This is a genomic window from Aquitalea denitrificans (assembly GCF_009856625.1).
GTDB lineage: Bacteria > Pseudomonadota > Gammaproteobacteria > Burkholderiales > Chromobacteriaceae > Aquitalea > Aquitalea denitrificans.
The window spans coordinates 174,173-195,067 of the sequence record NZ_CP047241.1; the positions used below are offsets into that span (position 1 = coordinate 174,173).

Annotated in this window: 17 protein-coding genes; 7 read left to right on the forward strand and 10 right to left on the reverse strand. The window is 60.4% G+C overall.

Annotation, left to right across the window (positions count from 1 at the left end):
- Positions 1-39: 39 nt before the first annotated feature.
- Entirely contained in the window at positions 40-738 is a 699-nt protein-coding gene (locus tag GSR16_RS00850) for a dienelactone hydrolase family protein (RefSeq protein WP_159874707.1), read from the reverse strand.
- A gap of 213 nt (positions 739-951) precedes the next feature.
- Between GSR16_RS00850 and GSR16_RS00855 the strand changes: the two genes are divergently transcribed.
- Positions 952-3,633: a bifunctional diguanylate cyclase/phosphodiesterase gene (locus GSR16_RS00855; protein WP_159874708.1), complete on the forward strand. Its 2,682-nt coding sequence runs from the start codon at positions 952-954 to the stop codon at positions 3,631-3,633.
- Here the strand turns inward: GSR16_RS00855 and GSR16_RS00860 are convergent.
- Positions 3,615-4,541 (reverse strand): LysR substrate-binding domain-containing protein, encoded by a 927-nt coding sequence (locus tag GSR16_RS00860; RefSeq protein WP_159874709.1) that lies wholly within the window; start codon positions 4,539-4,541, stop codon positions 3,615-3,617. The genes GSR16_RS00855 and GSR16_RS00860 overlap by 19 nt on opposite strands.
- 109 nt (positions 4,542-4,650) lie before the next feature.
- Here GSR16_RS00860 and GSR16_RS00865 point away from each other — a divergent pair, with 109 nt between their 5' ends.
- Together GSR16_RS00865 and GSR16_RS00870 are read left to right on the forward strand one after the other, a co-directional pair.
- Positions 4,651-5,259, forward strand: coding sequence for an FMN-dependent NADH-azoreductase (locus GSR16_RS00865; RefSeq protein ID WP_159874710.1), 609 nt, complete (start codon positions 4,651-4,653; stop codon positions 5,257-5,259).
- Positions 5,260-5,418: 159 nt separating this feature from the next.
- Positions 5,419-7,014 carry a sensor domain-containing diguanylate cyclase gene (locus GSR16_RS00870; protein ID WP_159874711.1) on the forward strand — a complete coding sequence of 532 codons (1,596 nt, stop codon included), beginning with the start codon at positions 5,419-5,421 and terminating at the stop codon, positions 7,012-7,014.
- A gap of 6 nt (positions 7,015-7,020) precedes the next feature.
- On the opposite strand, the gene hemF is transcribed toward GSR16_RS00870, so the two are convergent.
- From hemF to GSR16_RS00890, 4 genes are all read right to left on the reverse strand, one after another.
- Positions 7,021-7,929 (reverse strand): oxygen-dependent coproporphyrinogen oxidase, encoded by a 909-nt coding sequence (gene hemF, locus GSR16_RS00875; protein WP_159874712.1) that lies wholly within the window; start codon positions 7,927-7,929, stop codon positions 7,021-7,023.
- A 431-nt stretch (positions 7,930-8,360) separates the two neighbouring features.
- A complete protein-coding gene (locus GSR16_RS00880) occupies positions 8,361-9,191 on the reverse strand; it encodes an alpha/beta hydrolase (protein ID WP_159874713.1) in 831 nt (276 codons plus the stop codon).
- Positions 9,192-9,299: 108 nt separating this feature from the next.
- A complete protein-coding gene (locus GSR16_RS00885; protein WP_240902568.1) occupies positions 9,300-10,661 on the reverse strand; it encodes an ATP-binding protein in 1,362 nt (453 codons plus the stop codon).
- Positions 10,658-11,365: a winged helix-turn-helix domain-containing protein gene (locus tag GSR16_RS00890; RefSeq protein WP_159874714.1), complete on the reverse strand. Its 708-nt coding sequence runs from the start codon at positions 11,363-11,365 to the stop codon at positions 10,658-10,660. Before GSR16_RS00890 ends, GSR16_RS00885 begins: the two co-directional genes overlap by 4 nt.
- 160 nt (positions 11,366-11,525) lie before the next feature.
- On the opposite strand from GSR16_RS00890, the gene GSR16_RS00895 reads away from it, so the two are divergent.
- Together GSR16_RS00895 and GSR16_RS00900 are read left to right on the forward strand one after the other, a co-directional pair.
- Positions 11,526-13,592: a carbon starvation CstA family protein gene (locus GSR16_RS00895; protein ID WP_159874715.1), complete on the forward strand. Its 2,067-nt coding sequence runs from the start codon at positions 11,526-11,528 to the stop codon at positions 13,590-13,592.
- Positions 13,585-13,773 carry a YbdD/YjiX family protein gene (locus GSR16_RS00900; RefSeq protein WP_159874716.1) on the forward strand — a complete coding sequence of 63 codons (189 nt, stop codon included), beginning with the start codon at positions 13,585-13,587 and terminating at the stop codon, positions 13,771-13,773. The genes GSR16_RS00895 and GSR16_RS00900 overlap by 8 nt, the downstream gene beginning before the upstream one ends.
- 68 nt (positions 13,774-13,841) lie before the next feature.
- Here GSR16_RS00900 and GSR16_RS00905 read toward each other — a convergent pair whose 3' ends face one another.
- Positions 13,842-14,873, reverse strand: a complete 1,032-nt coding sequence (locus GSR16_RS00905; protein ID WP_159874717.1) for a YeiH family protein — start codon at positions 14,871-14,873, stop codon at positions 13,842-13,844.
- Positions 14,874-15,034: 161 nt separating this feature from the next.
- Here GSR16_RS00905 and GSR16_RS00910 point away from each other — a divergent pair, with 161 nt between their 5' ends.
- Entirely contained in the window at positions 15,035-15,901 is an 867-nt protein-coding gene (locus GSR16_RS00910; protein WP_159874718.1) for a LysR family transcriptional regulator, read from the forward strand.
- A gap of 51 nt (positions 15,902-15,952) precedes the next feature.
- Here GSR16_RS00910 and thrB read toward each other — a convergent pair whose 3' ends face one another.
- The 3 genes from thrB to GSR16_RS00925 are packed head-to-tail and all read right to left on the reverse strand — an operon-like array spanning position 15,953 to position 17,974.
- Complete coding sequence (gene thrB, locus GSR16_RS00915) at positions 15,953-16,891, reverse strand: homoserine kinase (RefSeq protein WP_159874719.1); 939 nt, start codon at positions 16,889-16,891, stop codon at positions 15,953-15,955.
- Between the two features lie 9 nt (positions 16,892-16,900).
- Positions 16,901-17,224, reverse strand: coding sequence for a DUF2782 domain-containing protein (locus GSR16_RS00920; RefSeq protein WP_159874720.1), 324 nt, complete (start codon positions 17,222-17,224; stop codon positions 16,901-16,903).
- 21 nt (positions 17,225-17,245) lie between these two features.
- On the reverse strand, positions 17,246-17,974 hold the full coding sequence (locus GSR16_RS00925; RefSeq protein WP_089083683.1) for an LOG family protein: 729 nt from the start codon (positions 17,972-17,974) through the stop codon (positions 17,246-17,248).
- Positions 17,975-17,991: 17 nt separating this feature from the next.
- Here GSR16_RS00925 and polA point away from each other — a divergent pair, with 17 nt between their 5' ends.
- On the forward strand, positions 17,992-20,787 hold the full coding sequence (polA, locus tag GSR16_RS00930) for a DNA polymerase I (RefSeq protein WP_159874721.1): 2,796 nt from the start codon (positions 17,992-17,994) through the stop codon (positions 20,785-20,787).
- The last annotated feature ends 108 nt before the right edge of the window (positions 20,788-20,895 follow it).

Consider the following 20,895-nt stretch of genomic DNA (forward strand, 5'->3'; position numbering starts at 1 on the left):
GGCTGCGGTGGGGCAACGGCCTGCAAGGGTTGCGGCTGCTTACAGGTGTGCGGCCAGAAACTGCAGGCTGCGACCGGTGGCCAGCGCTGCGGCAGGCTGGTTGTACACCGCGTGGCGGCCCCAGCAATTGAAGCCATGGCCCACGCCGGGATAATCGAAGAACACGGCATTGCTCTTGCCGGCAAAGGCCGCTTTCACGGCGGTGACGGCAGTCTGCGGAATATGATCGTCATTGCCAGCGTAATGGAACAGGATGGGCTGGGTGATCTGCCCGGCTAGTGCCAGGTGCTGGTCAATGCCACCACCGTAGAAGCACACTGCCGCATCCGCCTGGCTGAGTGCCGCTGCGCGGAAGGCCAGCTGGCCACCCAGGCAGAAGCCCAGCGTAGCCACTTTGCCGCTGACTTCCGGTCGACTGCGCAGCAGGGCGACGGTGGCGGCAACATCGGCGGCTGCCTGGGCGGTATCAAGCGTCTGGTAATAGCCGAATGCCTGGCGGGTGCCGGCCTCATCGTAAGCCAGGTCCACACGCGGATTCAGCCGCCAGAAAACATCTGGTGCCAGTACCACATAGCCGGCCAGGGCGTACTGGTCTGCCACGGCCCGGATATGTTCGTTCACGCCCCAGATTTCCTGCACCAGCACGATGCCAGGGCCATGGCCTGCGGGTGGCAGGGACAGATAGCCGCCGAATTGCTGACCGTCAGCGGAGGGGATGTCGATCCAGCTTGCATTCACGGGAAACTCCTTGGGTACGGGATTGCATCAGATGGCAAGCAATGGCTTGCCGGGTTGGGGCTTAGCATAGTCAAAAACCGTAGCAAGGCGCAGTGCTTTTTGTAGCTGTGCTGCCGGGTAAAGGCAAATGTACTATTTATAGGTGTCTGTAAACTGGGATAAAGGATGGCATATTTGCTAATATAAAAAACGGCATTCACCATTTCTCCCTCCATGATGCAGCGCTCGCAACGCACTTTCATTGTGTTTTTCCTGCTGTTGTTCGTGGCGACTGCAGCGCTGATTGCCTTTCTGCTGGGAACCTCCTATGTGGAGAAGCAGCGTCAGGCCGAGGTTAATGCCAGCAATGTCGTAAGGGTGCTGGAGGCCAGGCTGGAAGCAACCTTGCGGCGCAGCCAGGCCACTTTGGAGGAGCTGGCCAGGACAACTCCTCCTGCTGTGATGTCGCTGGATGTGCGCGCACAGCATGCGCTTGCCATCCAGCGTGAACTGGCCTTACGGGCCAGCCATTTTCCGGAAATCGTTGGCCTGCGGTTGATTGATGCCCAGGGCAATGTGTTGTACGCCTCGGATTTTCTGCTACCAGAGGCATCCGTGCGCGACCGCAGCTATTACAAGCTCTTGCAGCAGCATCCGCAACAGTCCTTGTTTTTTTCGGAAGTCTCCATCGGCCGGCTCAGCCACACCCGTCAGCTATACATTGCCGTACCTATTCGGGATGCCCGCGGCGGCTTTGCCGGCGTAGCCATGGCACCGCTGGACATTGCCTATTTCCAGAAACTGTTTGCCGCGGTGGATCTTGGCCCGCATGGCGTGATTACTTTCCGGCGCAGCGATGATGGCCGACTGGTGCTGCGCCTGCCAGAAAAGCCCGATACCGTTAACCACAGCCTCAACTACAACCCTATGCAGCAGCGTATCGATGCCGGAGACGCACTGGGTACTTTGCGCTATCACTCCGATGTCGATCATATCGAGCGTGTCTATGCCTTCCGGCGGATTGGTGACTACCCCTTCTACCTGGGGGCCGGCATTGCCAGCCGCGATTTTCTTGCGCCGTGGTATGCCACCTTGCTGGGGACGGTGGGGGTCAGCCTGATGGTATTGCTGGCGCTGGGATTGCTGCTGTACCGCTTGCAGCGCTCGGAGGTACGCCAGCAGGATGCCACGGCAGACTTGCAAGCCAGTGAAGACCGTTTCCAGCTGCTGATCAATTCGGTGGGCGAGGGTATCTGCGGCATGGATCATGACGGGCGCTGCATCTTTTCCAATCCGGCGGCCCGCCGGCTGCTTGCCTATCAGGAAGATCCCGCCTTGCTGGGGGTGGATTTGCTGTCGTTGATCCACCAGCACCTGCCGGATGGCCAGTTCTTGCCAGCAGAAGACTGCCCCATCCGCCAGGCCTTGCGTCAGGGCCACAGTGCCCATGCCGAGGATGATGTCTTCACGCGTGCGGATGGTACCTTGCTGGCGGTGCGTTACGATGCCTATCCGCTGGTCAAGGACGGGCGGGATATTGGCGCGGTGCTGTTGTTCCAGGATATTGGCGAGGGCAAGCGTCAGCAGCAGCAGATTGCTTTTCTGGCACACCATGATGTGCTGACCGGCCTGCCCAACCGCATGCTGGCGGAAGAACATTTTTGCCAGCTGGCCAGCCTGGCCCAGCGCCAGGGCGGCATGCTGGCCATGCTGTTTCTGGACCTGGATGGTTTCAAGACCATCAACGACTCGCTAGGCCACGATGTGGGCGACGAAATGCTGCAAGCCGTGGCCCTGCGTCTTCGCAGCCTGTTGCGCGAGCACGATACAGCCTGCCGGCTGGGCGGCGACGAGTTTTTGCTGCTCTTGCCCGGTATTGCCGGCGTGGACGCGCTGCTGCCGCTGATCGGACGCATCCTGCATGGGTTGGAGGCTCCATTTACGCTGAGCCGCCACCAGCTGTCCACCTCGGCATCCATCGGGGTGGCGCTGTATCCGGTAGACGGCGATGACTTCACCACCTTGATGAAAAAGGCGGATACCGCCATGTATCACGCCAAGGATGCCGGGCGGAATACCTGCCGGTTGTTTGATGCCGCCATGCATGTAGAGGCGCAGGAAATGCTGCGTTTGCGCAGCCAGTTTCTGACGGCGCTGGAGAGTGGCCAGTTTGTGCTGCATTACCAGCCACAGCTGCGGCTGGGCGATGAGCGGGTGCTGGGGGTGGAGGCGCTGGTGCGCTGGCAGGATGGCGAAACCCTGATTCCTCCTGCACAGTTCATCCCCATGGCGGAGAGCAGTGGCTTGATCGTGCCGCTGGGCGAATGGGTGCTGCACGAAGCCTGCCGTCAGGCCATGTCGTGGCAGTCCTGTTATGACAGCCCGGTGGTGGTGGCTGTCAATCTGTCTGCCGTGCAGTTCAAGCGCGGTAATCTGGAGCAGGCGGTGGCATCCGCCCTGGCCAGCAGCGGACTGGCACCGCATCTGCTGGAACTGGAACTGACAGAAACCACCTTGCTGCACCAGACCGAAGCGGTGCTATCCACTCTGCACCGGCTGAGCCAGCTGGGCGTGCGGCTGGCAATTGATGATTTCGGCACTGGCTACTCCAGTCTGGCCTATCTCAAGCGGCTGGCAGTCAACACCCTCAAGATTGATCAGTCTTTCATCCGCAACCTGGCTTTCGATCCGGATGATGCCAATATCGTGTGCGCCATCATCGAAATGGCCCACAAGCTGCAGTTGAACACGCTGGCCGAAGGTGTGGAAAGCCGGCAGATTGCCGACCTGCTACTGCAGATGGGGTGTGACCAAGTGCAGGGTTACTATTATTCCCGCCCGGTGCCGATTGACCAGTTACAGGTTTATTTGCGCAGCCGGCAAGCCGCCACGCAGGCTCAGCCGGGGGGCAGGTAGGACGGGTGACCAGGCGGAATCAGGTCGGTCACCAGAAAGTCGATAAAGGCGCGGATGGCCGGCGACAGGCCGCGCCGGGTGGTGAAGGCGGCATGCAGAATGCCCCACGGGCTGTCGAAGGCGGGCAGCAGTCTGACCAGCCGACCTTGCTGCAGTGCCTCGTCGCACACCATCACCGGCAGGGCGGCCACGCCCAGTCCGGCAATGGCAGACTCCAGCAGCACCAGCAGATCGTCGGTCATCAGGCGCGGATTATCGATCTGCAGGCTGTAGGTGTGGCCGGCCTGATCCAGCAGCTGCCATTGGCCGCGCCCGTCCGGACGGCTCATGGTGAGCGCGGGCAGCCCGGCCAGTTCTGCCGGTGATTGCGGCATCGGGTGCTGTTGCATGAAGGCCGGGCTGGCCACCAGGATGACCTGGCTCACTGCCAGCTGGCGTACTACCAGATTGGCGCTGTTGTCTATGCTGTTGCGCACCCGTAGCGCCACATCAATATTGTCTTCTATCAGGTCTACCCGCCGGCTGGTGGCTTCCAGTGCTACCCGTACCTGCGGATAGCGCTGCATGAAGCGCGGCAATACCGGGGCCAGAAGGGTCTTGGCCAGCAGTTCCGGACAGCTGACCCGCACCAGCCCGCGCGGCTCGGCGGTAATGCGCGAGATGGCATCGTCAGCGGCTTCTGCCTCTGCCAGCATGGCCTGGCAGTGTTGGTAATAGCTGCTGCCTACCTCGGTAAGCGCCAGGCGACGGGTGGTACGTTGCAACAGGCGCACGCCCAGCCGCTCTTCCAGTTCGGCTACCCGCCGTGACAGGCGGGACTTGGGAATGCCCAACATACGGCTGGCCGCCATGAAGCCACCAAATTCCACCACCTTGGCAAAGTAAAGCAGGTCGTTAAGGTCTTGCATTTTATTGTCCTATTGGTGGAACAATGTTTCCTTTTTTAGCAGTCTAGTCATGATTGGCTACAAAAACTACTATTCAGCCATACCCCACTGCACATAAAGGAAGTCCACCATGAAACTGTTGCACCTTGATTCCAGCATCCTCGGTCAGAACTCCGTTTCCCGTCAGCTGACTGCTGCCGTGGTGGATGCCGTCCGCCAGAAACATGCAGCTGTTAGCGTGAGCTACCGAGATCTGGCTGCCCAGCCGATTGCCCATCTGTCCGGCGAAATCATCGGTGCCAATTTCACTGCCGAGGCTGACTGGACTGAAACCCAGCGTCAGGAAAGCGCGCTGAGCAATGCGCTGATTGAAGAATTCCTGGCCAGCGACGTACTGGTGATCGGCGCGCCGATGTACAACTTCTCCATTCCTTCGCAGCTCAAGAGCTGGGTTGACCGCGTAGCCGCCGCAGGCCGTACCTTCAAGTACACCGAAAACGGCCCGCAAGGCCTGGCAGGTGGCAAGAAGGTGGTGATCGTGTCCAGCCGTGGTGGTGTGTACTCCACGGAACAGGGCCAGTTGATGGACTTCCAGGAAGACTATCTGCGCACCGTACTGGGTTTTCTGGGTATTACCGATATCGCCTTCATCCGCGCCGAAGCGGTCAATATGGGTGAAGACAAGCGTGCAACTGCCATCTACGCTGCCAAAGACGCCACTGCCAAGCTGGCCATCTGATTGCTGCTTGCTGCTGAAACGGGCCCATCGGGCCCGTTTTTCATTGCATGACGTTGAAATTTTGCCTGCTGGGGTGTGCAAATTTTGACCACTATTACTTGTCAACATATACAAAGTACGGTTTTATTCAGACAAGTGTGTTGCTGGTGAGTGGGCAAGATGCGCAGGATATGGTTAGGGGAAGTGGTTCTGGATCATCAGCCTGCCTTTCGGTTTGGTCTGGCGCTGGTGATCATGCTGCTGCTGGCATCCAATGGCTGGTATGTCTACTCGCGCTCGCTTAGTCTGGCAGACCAGTACGCCCACCATGCGGTAACCGGCGTTAACCAGCATTTTGCCCGTATCTTCGGTTTCATCGACACCATCCAGTCCGAAACGGTGAACGAGCTGCAATGGGGCAGGCCGCATCATAATGCCGAGCTACTATCCGCTGCCCTGCACAATCCACCCGGGCAGGCCTTCTATGCACTAGACACGCTGCCGCCACCATTTACCCATGCCGAACTGGGCAATCTTACCGGGCTGGGACAGGTCGCCACCCTGGATGCGCGACACCGCCACGAAATTGGCGTGACATTGGGGATGGCCCCGATGCTGACGGCAGCCTATCGCCATCTGGGTGATCAGGGCGTGGCCTGGGTGTATTACCTGTCCAACCAGCAGTTCATCTACATTTACCCGTTCACCTCTTCCTCCAGCTATCACTACAGTCCCGCCACCGCTGCCGGGCAGTTCTGGCGCATGGCCCAGCCGGCAGTCAATCCGCAGGGCCGACGGGTGATCACGCCGGTGTATATCGACCAGGCCGGCAAGGGGCAGATGCTCACCATCAGCCAGCCCATCTGGGTGGATCACCAGTTTCGTGGTGCCTTGTGCATAGATGTCAGTGTTTCCATGCTCAATCGCCTGCTTGGCAGTGTTGAGGCGCCACTGGGCAGCCTGTATCTGCTCAATGCCCAGAACCAGGTGGTGGCGGCCAGCAACGAGCAGGCGCTGCCACAGGAAAACCTGCTGGAACTGCCGGTCTCTGCCGAGTACGAAGCGGGCGCGGGGGCGCATGTACGGGTATTTGCCGTGGGCAACACCGGCATGCGGGTGGTGCACTACCTGCCCAATCACTGGCTGGCACGAGAGATAGCCAAGGGCTGTGCGCCTGGCATGGTGGCGGCTCTGCTGCTGTGGCTGGCCTTGCTGCTACTGCTCCGAACCTGGAGACTTAACCGCGAATTGCGTCGTCTGTCCGAGCACGATGCCCTCACCGGCGCACTCAACCATCGTGCTTTCCAGGCCTTGCTGGCACAGCTGTATCAGGCCTATCGGGAACATGGCACGGTGTTTTCCCTGGTGATGGTGGATCTGGATCATTTCAAGAAGGTAAACGACAGCTTCGGGCATGCCATGGGGGACGATGTGCTGAAAGTGCTGGTAAGGCTGGCGCGCCATCTGTTGCGCAGTGAGGACAAGGTGGCAAGGTTGGGCGGCGAGGAGTTCGTGTTGATTCTGCCTGGTGCCGATTTGCGCGATGCCATGAAAGCAGCCGTCCGCCTGCGTCTGCAGCTGGAGCGGCTGCACTGGAGCAAGCTGGGCTTGCCGGGCAAGGTGACGGCAAGCATGGGCTGTGCCGTGGTGCTGGCCAGCGACAGCCAGGCCGGAGCGGTACTGAAACGGGCAGACGACGCCATGTATCGTGCCAAGCAGGAGGGACGCAACCGGGTGTGCCTGGATTGGCATGGTCAGCCACCCGGTGTGCAGTGATCGCGTTTATACCCAGTCGCGGGCGGGCAGAAAGCGCTCGTACAGCTCTGCCTCCGCGCTACCCGGTTCCGGCTGGTAGCCGTATTCCCAGCGTACCAGCGGCGGCATGGACATCAGGATGGATTCGGTACGGCCACCGGTCTGCAGGCCAAACAGTGTGCCGCGGTCCCACACCAGATTGAATTCCACATAGCGACCACGGCGGTACAGCTGGAACTGGCGCTGGGCATCGGTCCACGGGGTGGCTTTGCGTTTGTCCACGATGGGGACATAGGCGCTGACAAAACCATTGCCCACCGCTTGCAGAAAGTCAAAGCTGCGCTCGAAACCCCAGGCGTTCAGATCGTCAAAAAACAGCCCGCCCACGCCACGGGCTTCGTTGCGGTGCTTGAGGAAGAAGTATTCGTCACACCATTTCTTGTAATCGGCATACACCGTGCTGCCAAAGGGCTGGCACAGATCACGTGCCACGCTGTGCCAGTGGACCACGTCTTCTTCCACTGCATAGTAGGGTGTCAGGTCAAAACCGCCGCCAAACCACCAGATCGGCTCGGCACCGTCTTGTTCGGCAATGAAAAAGCGCACATTGGCATGGCTGGTGGGAATGTGCGGGTTTTCCGGATGAATCACCAGCGATACGCCCATGGCCTCGAAGCGGCGGCCAGCCAGTTCCGGGCGGTGTGCGGTGGCCGATGCCGGCAGGGCATCGCCGCTGACATGGGAAAAATTCACCCCGGCCTGTTCGAATACCGCACCCTTGCTCAGTACCCGGCTGCGTCCGCCGCCGCCTGCCGGGCGCTTCCAGGCGTCCTCGATAAAGCGCCCCTGGCCGTCAGCCTGTTCCAGGGCGGCACAGATATGGTCTTGCAACTGCAGCAAAAAGGCTTTCACCTTGTCGGCATGGGGGTGGCTCATCGCAATATCCTGGGTGGTCGTGTGGCTGGCATTGTAGCAGAGGGGGTTCTGGCTGCTGCACTGGTGTGGGCTGTAGAGAGTGCAGAAAAAAAGAACCCGCCGGGAAGGCGGGCTGCACATCGTCACACAAAGGACAGAGGAGTACAGGTCTGTTGCCAGACCCTTACAGATACAAAGCAAGAGGTTTGTCGCAGGCTCGGGGGTGTCTGCGGCAAGGCCGTCTGCATGCAATACAGTGTGCCAGAGCCAGCATCCGTTACTGTGCGGCTAGCGTCCTGCCTGTGTGCCAGCGCTGTGCCGGCTTGGTGACGGTGGGTGACAAAGCGCCGGACTTTGTTGCGAATGATGAAGCGCCGGAACTTGGGACGCCGGAATGAAAGCAGGGCCGCGACGCGATGGCGTGGCGGCCCTGTCGGGATGTGCTACCGGATTCAGGCGGTGACTGCGTCGGCAGGCCACTGGCTGATGCTGGCGCTGCTGGTGTCCTTGCGTGGTGCCGGGCGTGCCTGGAAGAAGTCCACGCTGCGTGCCAGTACGGCCATGCGCTCGTTATCGACCAGAATCATGTGATAGCTGTCCGACAGTGGCATGAAATCCACCTTGCCGCCCAGATGGGCTTGCAAATGATGGGCCGAGCGCGGGCTGGTGATGTCGTCTTCGTCGGCATGCACGATCAGGGTGGGGCAGGTAATCTGCGCCAGGCGCGGCATCAGCTGGCGGCGCAGCTTGTCGACTTCGCGGATACAGGCCAAGGGTACATAGGGGTAGTGGAAGCGCTCGCCACGCTCGAAGCGTTGCTGGATCAGCTTGCGGATGCGCGGGTTCTTGATACCGAAGGGCTCGGCTTCCGGAATGCGCATGCGGCGCGCCATGCCTGGCAGGATATAACCCAGCGGGCGCAGCCAGGTCAGACGCGGCAGGCTCCAGCCATCGAGGAATAGCGGCGGTGCGTACAGTGCCAGCTTGTCCTGATGGTTTTCCAGCCGCGCCACTTCCAGTGCCACCAGCGCACCCAGGCAAACCCCGGCCAGATGCACCACGCCATGGCGTTGCTTCAGCGCACGGTATTCGGCGCGCATGCTGTCTATCCAGTCGGTCCAGCCGATGTCCAGCAAGTCGGTCGGTTCCGTGCCATGCCCGGGCAGCAGCGGCGCATGCGTGACGATGCCCACATCTTCCAGGGTACGACCCAGCGAGCCCAGGTCATAGACAGTTCCACCAAGCCCGTGGATCAGCAGGGCAGCAGGTCGGGGAGAGCGCATGGCAATTCCGCATACTCAAATTGAACAGCCTGCATTATGCGGGGCTGTATCGTGTTGGTCTGTCCGCTTCGTGTCCGCGCTTTGTGACAGGCTGTGACCCGATGGCTGTCAACTCAATGCAATGCGCAAGGTCAGCCGGGCACCGCCCAGCGGGCTGCTACCGGCAAAGGCGCTGCCACCGTGGTGTTCGGCAATCAGCCGTACATAGGACAAGCCCAGGCCATAACCGCCGGTGGAGCGGTCACGGCTGCGGTCCAGCCGCCGGAAGGGTTCGAAGATGCGTTCGCGGTCCGCTTCCGGAATGCCATGCCCATCATCATCCACCTGGATTTCCAGCATGGTGCCCTGGCGTTCCACGATCAGATGCACCTGATGCTGCGCATATTTGAAGGCGTTGAGCAGCAGGTTGCGGCTGGCCACGTAGATGAGCTTGCGGTCGAAGGTGGCTTGGCCGCGGGCGCAGTCCATGGTGAGGCTGATGCCGGGGGGCTTAAGCGGGTTGACCAGATCCAGCAGGTCGTCAAACCAGTCGTACAGATCTACCTGCTCGCGCTGCAGGATGGACTCACCGCGGTTGAGCTTGGCGTATTCCATGCTGGCAGTGATCAGTTCTTCCAGCTCCTGCATGTCGCGTTCCATGCCGTCACTGTAGCGACGGCGTTCGTCTTCGTTGTCTTCTTCTTCCAGCATGGTCAGGCCAAAGCGCAGCCGGGCAATCGGGGTGCGGATTTCATGTGCCACCGCGTGGCTCATGGCCTGGTGCATTTCCAGCAAACGTTCCAGTCGGGCGGCCATGCTGTTGAGCGCGGTGGATAGCGGGGCAAACAGGCGGCTGTGGGCTTGCGGGGTGCGCACATGGAAGTCGCCGTTGGCAAACAGCTCGGCGGCATCGCGTACCGACACCAGGTCACGCCACATCGGTCGCAGGTAGAAGTACATCAGCAGGCCCAGCGTGCCGCCGGTGAATACGATCCACAGCAGCAGTACCTCGATGTCTTCGGTAATCCAGCCACTGTCGTTGCTGTTGGGGGTGGCGTCCAGCGGGCCGAGCAACAGCATGCGCTTTTCATCCGGCAGCGGGATGTAGAGCAGGTTGTTATCGAAATCCAGATAGGTTTTGCCGCTGGTAAAGTTCTGCTGGCTTTCCGGGTCCAGATCAGCGGGCAGGCTGGATATCAGTTTTACCGGATAGCTGAAGTGACGGACGAGTTGTGGCAAGGCGTGTTCGCGGGCGGCCACCGGCACGCGTTGCAGCTCCTGCACCAGCAAGGAGGCGGGGCCGTCCAGCATGCGCCGGGCGTTTTCGCTGTCGCTGTTCTGGTACAGCTTGCCCAGCATGAAGGCGAAACCGATGATGATGGCCAGCTCTGCTGCCATGGCAATGATGAAATAGCGGGCAAACAATGTGGCCAGCGATGCCTTGCCGGCACGTGGTTTGCGGTCTGGCCGCAATGAGGCGAGTTTCATCATTCCCAGTCGCTACGCGAGAACAGATAGCCCTTGCCGCGCACGGTCTTGATGCGGGTGGGCGAATCAGGGCTGTCGCCCAGTTTTTTGCGCAGGCGGGAGATGCGGGCGTCGATGGAACGGTCCAGCCCGTCAAAGCCGATGCCGCGCAGCTCGTTCATGATGTCGTCACGCGACAGTACTTGGCCGGCATGGCTGGCCAGCAGCCACAGCAGGTCGAACTCGGCGGTGGTGAGTTCCATTTCCTCGCCGGCCAGATAGGCGGCGCGGGTACCCTGGCTGATGGTGAACTGGCCGAATGCCAGTTCGTCGTTGTCTTCGTTGTCACCGCTGCCCTCATCTGCAGCACCGCGGCGCAGCAGGGCGCGCACCCGGGCCAGCAGCCGGCGCGGTTCTACTGGTTTGGCCAGATAGTCGTCGGCTCCCAGTTCCAGCCCCAGGATCTCATCCACGTCTTCATCCCGCGCCGTCATGATCAGGATGCGGCCATGGTAGCGCAGCCGCACTTCGCGGCAGACGTCAAAACCTTCCTTGCCGGGAAGCATGACGTCGAGGATGACCAGGTCGGGGCGGGTGTCCAGAATGACATCGGCGGCGGTGTCGCCACGGCCATGCTGGCTGACCTGATAACCATGCTTGGTGAGGTAGGCGGCAATCAGCTGGGAGAGATGGATGTCATCTTCGATGATGAGAATGTGGGGTGCCATGCGGTGTCTGCCGGAAACAATGGGAGAAATAGTATCACCATACTGGCAGATGGCTTGTAATTCCGAATCCATACGAACAGAATGAAACGCGTGTTTTCCATACACATTCAGGCCGGTCCCGATGTCGGCCCATGATTAATTCAAGGACAGAGAAAATCACATGCAACGCTTAAAGGAATGGGCAATCTGGATTGCCGTCGCCCTGGCGGGCGCCATCGCCTTTGCCGTGGTGGCATTGAATCGAGGTGAGCCGGTCAATGCGGTCTGGCTGGTGGTGGCTGCCGTGTCGGTGTACTCCATCGCTTATCGTTTCTACAGCCGTTTCATTGCCGATAAGGTGCTGGAACTGGACCCGCGCCGTTTGACACCGGCAGAAAAGCATAATGACGGGCTGGACTACGTACCCACCAACAAGTGGGTGGTATTTGGCCACCATTTTGCCGCCATTGCCGGTGCCGGCCCGCTGGTAGGCCCGGTGCTGGCCGCGCAGATGGGTTATCTGCCGGGGACTTTGTGGATTCTCATCGGCGTGATGCTGGCCGGCGCGGTACAGGATTTCCTGGTGCTGTTCCTGTCCATGCGCCGCGATGGCAAGTCGCTGGGTGAAATCATCCGCCTGGAGCTGGGCCCCATTCCCGGCGTGATTGCCTCCATCGGCATCCTGATGATCATGATCATCCTGCTGGCGGTACTGGCGCTGGTGGTGGTCAAGGCGCTGGCCGGCAGCCCGTGGGGCACCTTCACCATTGCCTGCACCATTCCGATTGCCCTGTTCATGGGGGTGTATACCCGCTTTATCCGTCCGGGCAAGATTGGTGAAATCTCGGTCATCGGCTTTATCCTGCTGATGCTGGCCATTGTCTACGGTGGCGATGTGGCGCACAGCCCGACGCTGGCACCGCTGTTCACCTTCCAGGGCACCACACTGGCGTGGATCCTGATTGGCTACGGCTTCATCGCATCGGTACTGCCGGTATGGTTGCTGCTGGCCCCGCGTGACTACCTGTCCACCTTCCTCAAGATCGGCACCATCGTCGGTCTGGCCATCGGCATCCTGGTGGTGGCACCAAACCTGCACATGCCGGCGCTGACCAAGTTCATTGATGGCAGCGGTCCGGTATTTGCCGGCAATCTGTTCCCCTTCCTGTTCATCACCATTGCCTGCGGTTCGGTATCCGGTTTCCACGCACTGGTGGCCTCCGGTACCACGCCCAAGCTGATCGAGAACGAAACCCACGCCCGTGCCATCGGCTACGGTGCCATGCTGATGGAAAGCTTTGTCGCCATCATGGCGCTGATTGCCGCCTGCGTGCTGGATCCGGGCGTGTACTTTGCCATGAACAGCCCGGCTGCCGTCATCGGCAAGACTGCGGTAGACGCGGCGCAGGTGATTTCCAGCTGGGGTTTTGTCATCACCCCGGATGTGCTGACGCAAATGGCCAAGGATGTGGGTGAAACCACCATCCTGTCGCGGGCTGGTGGTGCACCGACGCTGGCAGTGGGCATGGCGCACATCCTGTCCGGCGTGATCGGCGGCAAAACCATGATGGCCTTCTGGTATCACTTTGCCATCCTGTTTGAAGCGCTGTTCATTCTCACCACCATCGACGCCGGCACCCGCGTGCTGCGCTTCATGATTCAGGACTTGCTGGGCATCTTCATCAAACCCATGGCCAATACCGAATCCTGGGCAGCCAACCTGGTGGCCACCGGCCTGGCCGTGGCCGGCTGGGGCTACTTCCTGTACCAGGGCGTGGTGGATCCGCTGGGTGGCATCAACACCCTGTGGCCACTGTTCGGCATCGCCAACCAGATGCTGGCCGGCATTGCGCTGATCCTGGCCACCGTGGTGCTGATCAAGATGCAGAAGCTGCGTTATGTCTGGGTGACCGCTGTTCCCACCATCTGGTTGCTGATCGTCACCCTGGTGGCTGGCTGGCAGAAGCTGTTCCATGCCAGTCCCAAGATCAGCTTCCTGGCGCATGCCGACAAGTTCTCCGCAGCTGCCGCCAAGGGCGAGTCGCTGGCTCCGGCAAAAAACCTGGCACAGATGCACCAGATCATCTTCAATGATTATGTGGATGCCACGCTGACTGCCATGTTCATTGCCGTGGTGGTGGCCATGCTGGTGTTCTCCGTCAATGTCATCCGCAAGGCGCTGGCCGTGAAGTGGGTTACCACCAGGGAAGTACCGGCTGCCTATCGTGAAGGAGAAGCCAATGTCTGAGTTGCTGCGGCAATTGACTGAAGCGGCACGGCTGATGGTGGGGGTGAAAGACTACGACAAGTATGTCGCCAGTCGCCGCCGTTGCAGCCCTAACGCGCCGGTGATGAGCCGCGAGGCCTTTTTCGCCCATTGCCAGTCCGAACGTTACGGTGGCAAGTCGATGAAAAAGTGCCCGTGCTGATTTCCAGTCTGCCATAGAAAAACCGCCCGACTCCGGGCGGTTTTCTTTTGCCTGCTGGCAAACGGCGTTCAGAGCTGGTGCAGCAAACAGGTGATGCCGCTGTTGATCAGCGTGCCACCTACCAGCAACCAGCCAAACAGCGCGCTGGCCAGCAGCATCGGCTTGGTTCCGGCGCGGCGGATGGCGGAAAAGTGGGTGGTGAGGCCCAGCGCGCCCATCGCCATGGCCAGCAGCAGATTATCCAGCGCAATCAACTGGGCGACCCAGGCCTGCGGCAGCCAGTGCAGCGAGTTGAAACCCGCCATGGCCAGAAAGCCCAAGGCAAACCACGGAATGGTGATGCGGCGGGTCTCACCGCTGCCGGACTGCTGGCGGCGGCCCAGCCAGGCCGACAGCAACAGCAGAAACGGGGCCAGCATCATCACCCGGATCATCTTGGTAATCACCGCGCTATTGGCCGCCTGCTCGCTCACCGCCCGCCCTGCCGCCACGGCCTGGGCCACCTCATGCACGGTGGAGCCGGTAAAAACACCGTAGGCAAACTCGGACACGCCCAAAGCCTGCGTCAGCGAAAACAGCAGCGGATAGAGAAACATCGCCAGCGTGCCGAATACCACCACGGTGGCCACCGCCACCGCTACTTTTTCGGCATGGGCCTTCACCACCGGCTCGGTGGCCAGAATGGCGGCCGCACCGCAAATCGAGCTGCCGGCACCAATCAGGATGACGCTCTGTTCATCCAGCCCCAGCTTGCGCCGGCCCAGCCAGTAAGCCAGGGCAAAAGTGGAGCTCAGCACGCAGGCATCGATCAGGATGCCGCTGATGCCAACCGCGGCAATGTCCTGAAACGTCAGCTTGAAGCCAAACAGGATGATGCCCAGCCGCAGGATGCTGCCTTTGGCAAAATTCACCCCGACATGGCTGCGCTGTGCCAGCAAGGGGTAGATGGTATTTCCCAGCAGCATGCCGCCGACAATGGCCAGAGTGAGGGCGGACAGCCCCAGCTGGCTGAATAGTGGCAGGCCGGCGGCAAACTGGGCCAGCAAGGCCAGCAGCAGAACTAGTAGCAGGCCGGGTAGTTTTTGTGAGATGGAAGGCATGATGATGTACCGGTGAAGCGGGTTTCTGCCCCGTTATCTGCACCATACGCGTCATCAATAAAGTTGAAAAACGGATAAAATTTCTATAAACAATTAAAATAATTAATATATTGCAGTAAAACACATTCACCATAGAAGGTGGATAAGGAAGGTACGTGAACATGGCATTACGCCTTAGCCTGCGTGAACTGGAAGTTTTTGCGGCCATTACCGAGTCAGGTACGGTGACGGCAGCGGCTGATAGCCTGTCCATGACGCAGTCGGCCGCCAGCCAGGCCTTGGCCGCACTGGAGAGTGGGCTGGATGCCAGCCTGTTCGATCGGGTGGGCCGGCGGCTGGTGCTGAACGAACATGGCCGGCTGTTGCTGCCGCGTGCCCGGGCCATGCTGGATGCGGCGCAGGACATGCAGCGGCTGTTTGATGACCAGACAGCTCTGCATCTGCGACTGGGGGCCAGTACCACCATCGGTAACTACCTGCTGCCGGAGCAGATTGCCCGCTTCCGCCAGGCACAGCCGCAGGCTCAGGTAGAGCTGATGGTGGCCAATACCGCCGACATTGTCGATGCGGTGGCCGGTTTCAAGGTGGACATGGGCTTTATCGAAGGCCCCTGCCATCACCCGGATTTGCTGGTGGAACCTTGGCGTGACGATACCCTGCTGGTGTTTGCCGCCGCCAGCCACCCGCTGGCGCAAGGTGCGGTCAGCCTGTCCCGGCTGGCACAGGCACAATGGGTGCTGCGCGAAAGCGGTTCCGGCACGCGGGAGGAGGTGGAGCGCCTGTTGCTGCCGCATCTGGGCAGCTTTGGCGAGGTGATGGAAATGGGCCACTCGGAAGCCATCAAGCGTGCAGTCGCCGCCGGGCTGGGAGTGAGCTGCCTGTCCTTGCACGTGGTGCAGGAGCTACTGGACAGCGGGCAGATTGTCGCCGTGCTGGCAGCACTGCCCACCCTGCACCGCACCTTGTTCCGCATCACTCACAAAGACAAAGGACAGACGCGTGGCATGTTGCTGTTCAATCAGGGCTGAAACACAAACAGGCTGCACACGGCAGCCTGTCACGGGAATGGCAGTACCGGTTTACAGCCAGAAATCGCTGCGCTGGCGGTGAGCTTCCACCAGACGCTGGAACACCTTGGGATCCTTGGTATAGGTCAGCTCGCCGTCCATTGGCTGGTAGAGATCCAGCAGGCGCGAAGTCCAGAAGCGCAGGGCCGCAGCACGCAGCATCACCGGCCAGGCTTTCTTCTCTTCAGCAGTCAGCACCCGTACCGACTGGTAGCCGGCCAGGAAGGCGGCTGCCAGATCAGGATCTATGCTGCCGTCTTCCAGTCTGGTCCAGTCATTGAAGGCAATGGCCACGTCGTACAGCAGGATGTCGTTGCAGGCGTAGTAAAAGTCGATGAAGCCGGCGATTTTGTCGCCGTCCATCAGCACATTGTCCTTGAACAGGTCGGCGTGGATCACCCCGCTGGGCAGGTGATCAAAGCGGTGCTGGTCCTGAAACTGGATTTCCTGACGCAGGCTGGCGGCATCTGCCTCCTCCATGAAAGGGTACATGGCAGTGGCGGTATTGCTCCACCAGCGCGGGCCGCGCGGATTGCGCATCTTGCGCGGGAAGGTGGCACTGGCCACATGCATCTGCGCCAGCATCTCGCCTACGGCATGGCACTGGATGGCGGACGGCTGGCTGATGTCGGCCCCGGACAGGCAGCTAACCAGACAGGCCGGCTTACCGGCCAGCAGTGAGGCAAACTGGTCGGTGTTGTCTGCCACCGGTGCCGGGCAGGCCACGCCATGACGCGCCAGATGGCTCATCAGTGTCAGGTAGTAGGGTAGTTCTTCCAGCTGCAGGGTTTCAAAGATGGTGAGAACGTAACGACCATGCGTGGTGGTGACAAAGTAATTGGTGTTGGTGACGCCAGCGGCAATGCCCTTGAGTTCGACCAACTGGCCGAGCGCATAGCGGCTCAGCCAGCTTTGCATCATGTCATCGCTGACGGTGGTGTAAACCGACATGCCTGTTCCTCAGAAGCGCTTGAGAACCCATTGCGGGATGATGATGCGGCGATTGGGGTCTACCTGCTTCATGCTGCCATTGCCCTCTTCATCCATCAGGTAATAGGGGAAGCCCACGTTGGGGGTGACCTTTACCATGTAGAGCTGGCCGTTGAGGCGGTATTCCTCGATCTTGTCATCACCGCGCTGGATGATGCGCACTTCCGGCTCTGCCGTGCCGGCGGCGTCCTGCGAAATGGTGGGCGGGGGCGGTACCGTGGCAGGAGCCGGCGGTGTTTCGGCCCAGGCTGCCGACAGCGGCAGCAAGGCGAGCAGGGCAAGGAAGCGGCGCATGAGGATGGGTCCTTGGTGAAGTTATAGATTGAGCAGTTTTTCGCGTTCTTCCGGCAGGGCCTCGAAGCCGCGGGTCTCGTAGTGCTTGAAGATGGTTTCCACGATCTGGCCGGGTTCGTCGATCAGCTGGATCAGGTTGACGTCGTCAGGGTTGATCATACCTTCTTTTACCAGATGATTTTTCACCCAGTCGATCAGACCGCTCCAGAATTCGCTGCAGCACAGGATGATGGGGATGGGCCGCGACTTGCCGGTCTGGATCAGCGTCAGCGCCTCGAACATCTCGTCCAGCGTGCCAAAACCGCCCGGCATCACCACATAGGCAATGGCGTGCTTGACGAACATCACCTTGCGGCTGAAAAAGTGGTTGAACTTGATGGACAGGTCCTGGTATTCGTTGGGCTTCTGTTCGTGCGGCAGCACGATATTGAGTGCCACCGACGGGCTTTTGCCATAAAAAGCGCCCTTGTTGGCCGCTTCCATGATGCCGGGGCCGCCACCGGAAATCACCGAGAAGCCGGAATCAGAAAGAAGCCGGGCTACTTCCTCGGTAAGCTTATAATAGCGATGGTCGCGCGGAGTGCGGGCGCTGCCGAAGATGCTGACTGCCGGCGTGATACCTTGCAGTTCTTCGGCCGAGTCGACAAACTCCGACATGATCTTCATCACGTGCCACGCCTCGCGCGAGCGGAAGCGCTGCATCATGTCGTATCGATCACTGGTCTGCGGCAACTTATCGGACAAGCTCATCATTCGCCCCTTTTTCTATGAAAACATTGTTATTGATCGACGGCTCTTCCTACCTGTATCGCGCCTTCCACGCGATGCCCGATTTGCGTTCTCCGGATGGCCGGCCCACCGGGGCGGTTTACGGCATGGTCAACATGCTGCGCCGGCTGGAGAAAGAGGTGCAGTTCGATTATAGCGCCTGCGTTTTCGACGCTAAAGGCAAGACTTTCCGCGATGAGCTTTACCCGGAATACAAGGCCAACCGGCCTTCCATGCCGGAAGAGCTGGCCGCACAGATTAAGCCGGTGCACGAGGTGGTGCAAGCTTCGGGCTGGCCAATGCTGATGGTGGACGGTGTGGAAGCCGATGATGTCATCGGTACGCTGGCGAAGATGGGCGAGGCCGCCGGCTTCAAGGTCATCATCTCCACCGGCGACAAGGACATGGCCCAGCTGGTGACGCCGATGGTGTCGCTGGTAAACACCATGACCAATGAAAACCTGGACCAGGCCGGGGTGAAAGAGAAGTTCGGCGTACCGCCCGAGCGCATCATCGACTACCTCACCCTGATTGGCGACAAGGTGGACAACGTCCCCGGTGTGGACAAGTGCGGCCCCAAAACCGCCGTCAAGTGGCTGGAAGAATACGGCACGCTGGACAATATCATCGCCAATGCCGAAAAAATAGGCGGCAAGGTGGGCGAAAACCTGCGCGCCGCGCTGGACTGGCTGCCGCGCGGCCATGAGCTGATCACCATCAAGTGCGATGTGGATTTGCAGCAGGAGATGCCCTATGGCCTTAACAGCCTGCAGCACGGGGTGAAAGACCGCCCGCGGTTGGCCGAGCTGTTCAAGGATCAGGGTTTCCGCACCTTCTACCGTGAAATGACTGAAGGCGAAGATGCACCGGTCAGCACCCAGGCCGCCGTGGCTGCACCTGCCGCTGGCACCGGCCAGACTGACGATATGTTCGCCATGGCCGATGCGGTATCCGCTCCTGCACCGGTCGCCCCGCCTGCCGCCGCCATTACCCGTCAATACCACACCATTCTGGACGAGGCCGCGCTGGACCTCTGGCTGGACAAGCTGGGCAGCGGTGCGCTGGTGTCGCTGGACACCGAAACCACCAGTCTGGACCAGATGCAGGCCCGCATTGTGGGCATCAGCTTTGCTCTGCAAGCCGGTGAGGCCGCCTACCTGCCGCTGGGCCACCACTATGCCGGTGTGCCGCAGCAACTGGCGCTGGATGAGGTTCTGGCCCGGCTCAAGCCCTGGCTGGAAGACGCCAGCAAGCCCAAATGCGGTCAGAACCTGAAATACGACCGCCACGTGTTTGCCAATCACGGCATTACTTTGGCCGGGGTGGTGGACGACTCCATGCTGGCCTCCTATGTGCTGGAAAGCCACCAGCGCCACAATATGGACGACCTGGCGGCGCGCCATCTGGGAGAAACCACGGTCAGCTATGAAGACATCTGCGGCAAAGGGGCCAAGCAGATCGGCTTTGGCGAGGTGGATATCGAGATTGCCGCCAATTACGCGGCGGAAGATGCCGACATCACGCTGCGGCTGAACCAGTACTTTGCCCCGCAGCTGACGGGCAAGCTGGGCGAAATCTACCGCGACATCGAACTGCCGGTGGCCGAAGTGCTGTTCCGTATGGAGCGCAACGGCGTGCTGATCGACCGCGACCAGTTGGCAGCGCAGAGCCATCAGCTGGGCACGCAGATGCTGCAACTGGAAAGCCAGGCCTATGAACTGGCCGGCCAGCCCTTCAATCTGAATTCGCCCAAGCAGTTGCAGGAAATCCTGTTCGGCAAGCTGGGCATTCCCACCAAGGGCATCAAGAAAACGCCGTCCGGTGGTTTCTCCACCGACGAATCGGTACTGGAAGCGCTGGCGCTGGATTACCCGCTGCCCAAATGCATCCTGCAATACCGCAGCCTGACCAAGCTCAAGTCCACCTATACCGACAAGCTGCCCACGCTGATCAACCCGGACACCGGCCGGGTGCATACCAATTATTCGCAGGCAGTGGCCATTACCGGGCGCTTGGCCAGCTCGGACCCGAACCTGCAGAACATCCCGGTGCGTACCGCCGAAGGCCGCCGCGTGCGCGAGGCCTTTATCGCCAAGCCGGGCCACAGCATTGTCAGTGCCGACTATTCGCAGATCGAGCTGCGCATCATGGCGCACTTGTCCGACGACGAAGGCATGCTGGCCGCCTTTGCCAGTGGCGAGGACATTCACAAGGCCACGGCTGCCGAGGTGTTCGGCGTGACGCTGGAACAGGTGAGCAGCGACCAGCGCCGTGCGGCCAAGGCCATCAACTTCGGCCTGATCTACGGCATGAGCGCCTTCGGCCTGGCCGCCCAGCTCGACATCGAACGCAGCGCCGCCCAGCAATACATCGACCGCTACTTCATGCGCTATCCCGGCGTGGCCGACTACATGCAGCGCACCCGCGAAACCGCGCGCGAGCAAGGCTATGTGGAAACCGTATTCGGCCGCCGCCTGTATCTGCCGGAAATCAAGCTGGCCAACCCGGCCCGCCGCGCCGGGGCTGAACGTGCCGCCATCAATGCGCCGATGCAAGGTACCGCCGCCGACCTGATCAAGCTGGCGATGATTGCCGTACAGAACTGGCTGGATGCACAAAAGCTGTCCAGCCTGCTGATCATGCAGGTACACGATGAACTGGTGCTGGAAGTACCGGATACCGAGCTGGAACTGGTGAAACAGCAGCTGCCGCAAATCATGGCCGGCGTGGCGCAACTCAAGGTGCCGCTGCTGGCGGAAGTGGGTGCCGGCAATAGCTGGGAAGCCGCGCACTAAGCTTCATCATCTTCAATCCTTCAGCCAAAGCCACCCATGCCGGTGGCTTTTTCTTTGCCTTTTTATGGCAATGCCATGGGCATGGTCAGGCTATTCAAATGTAATACC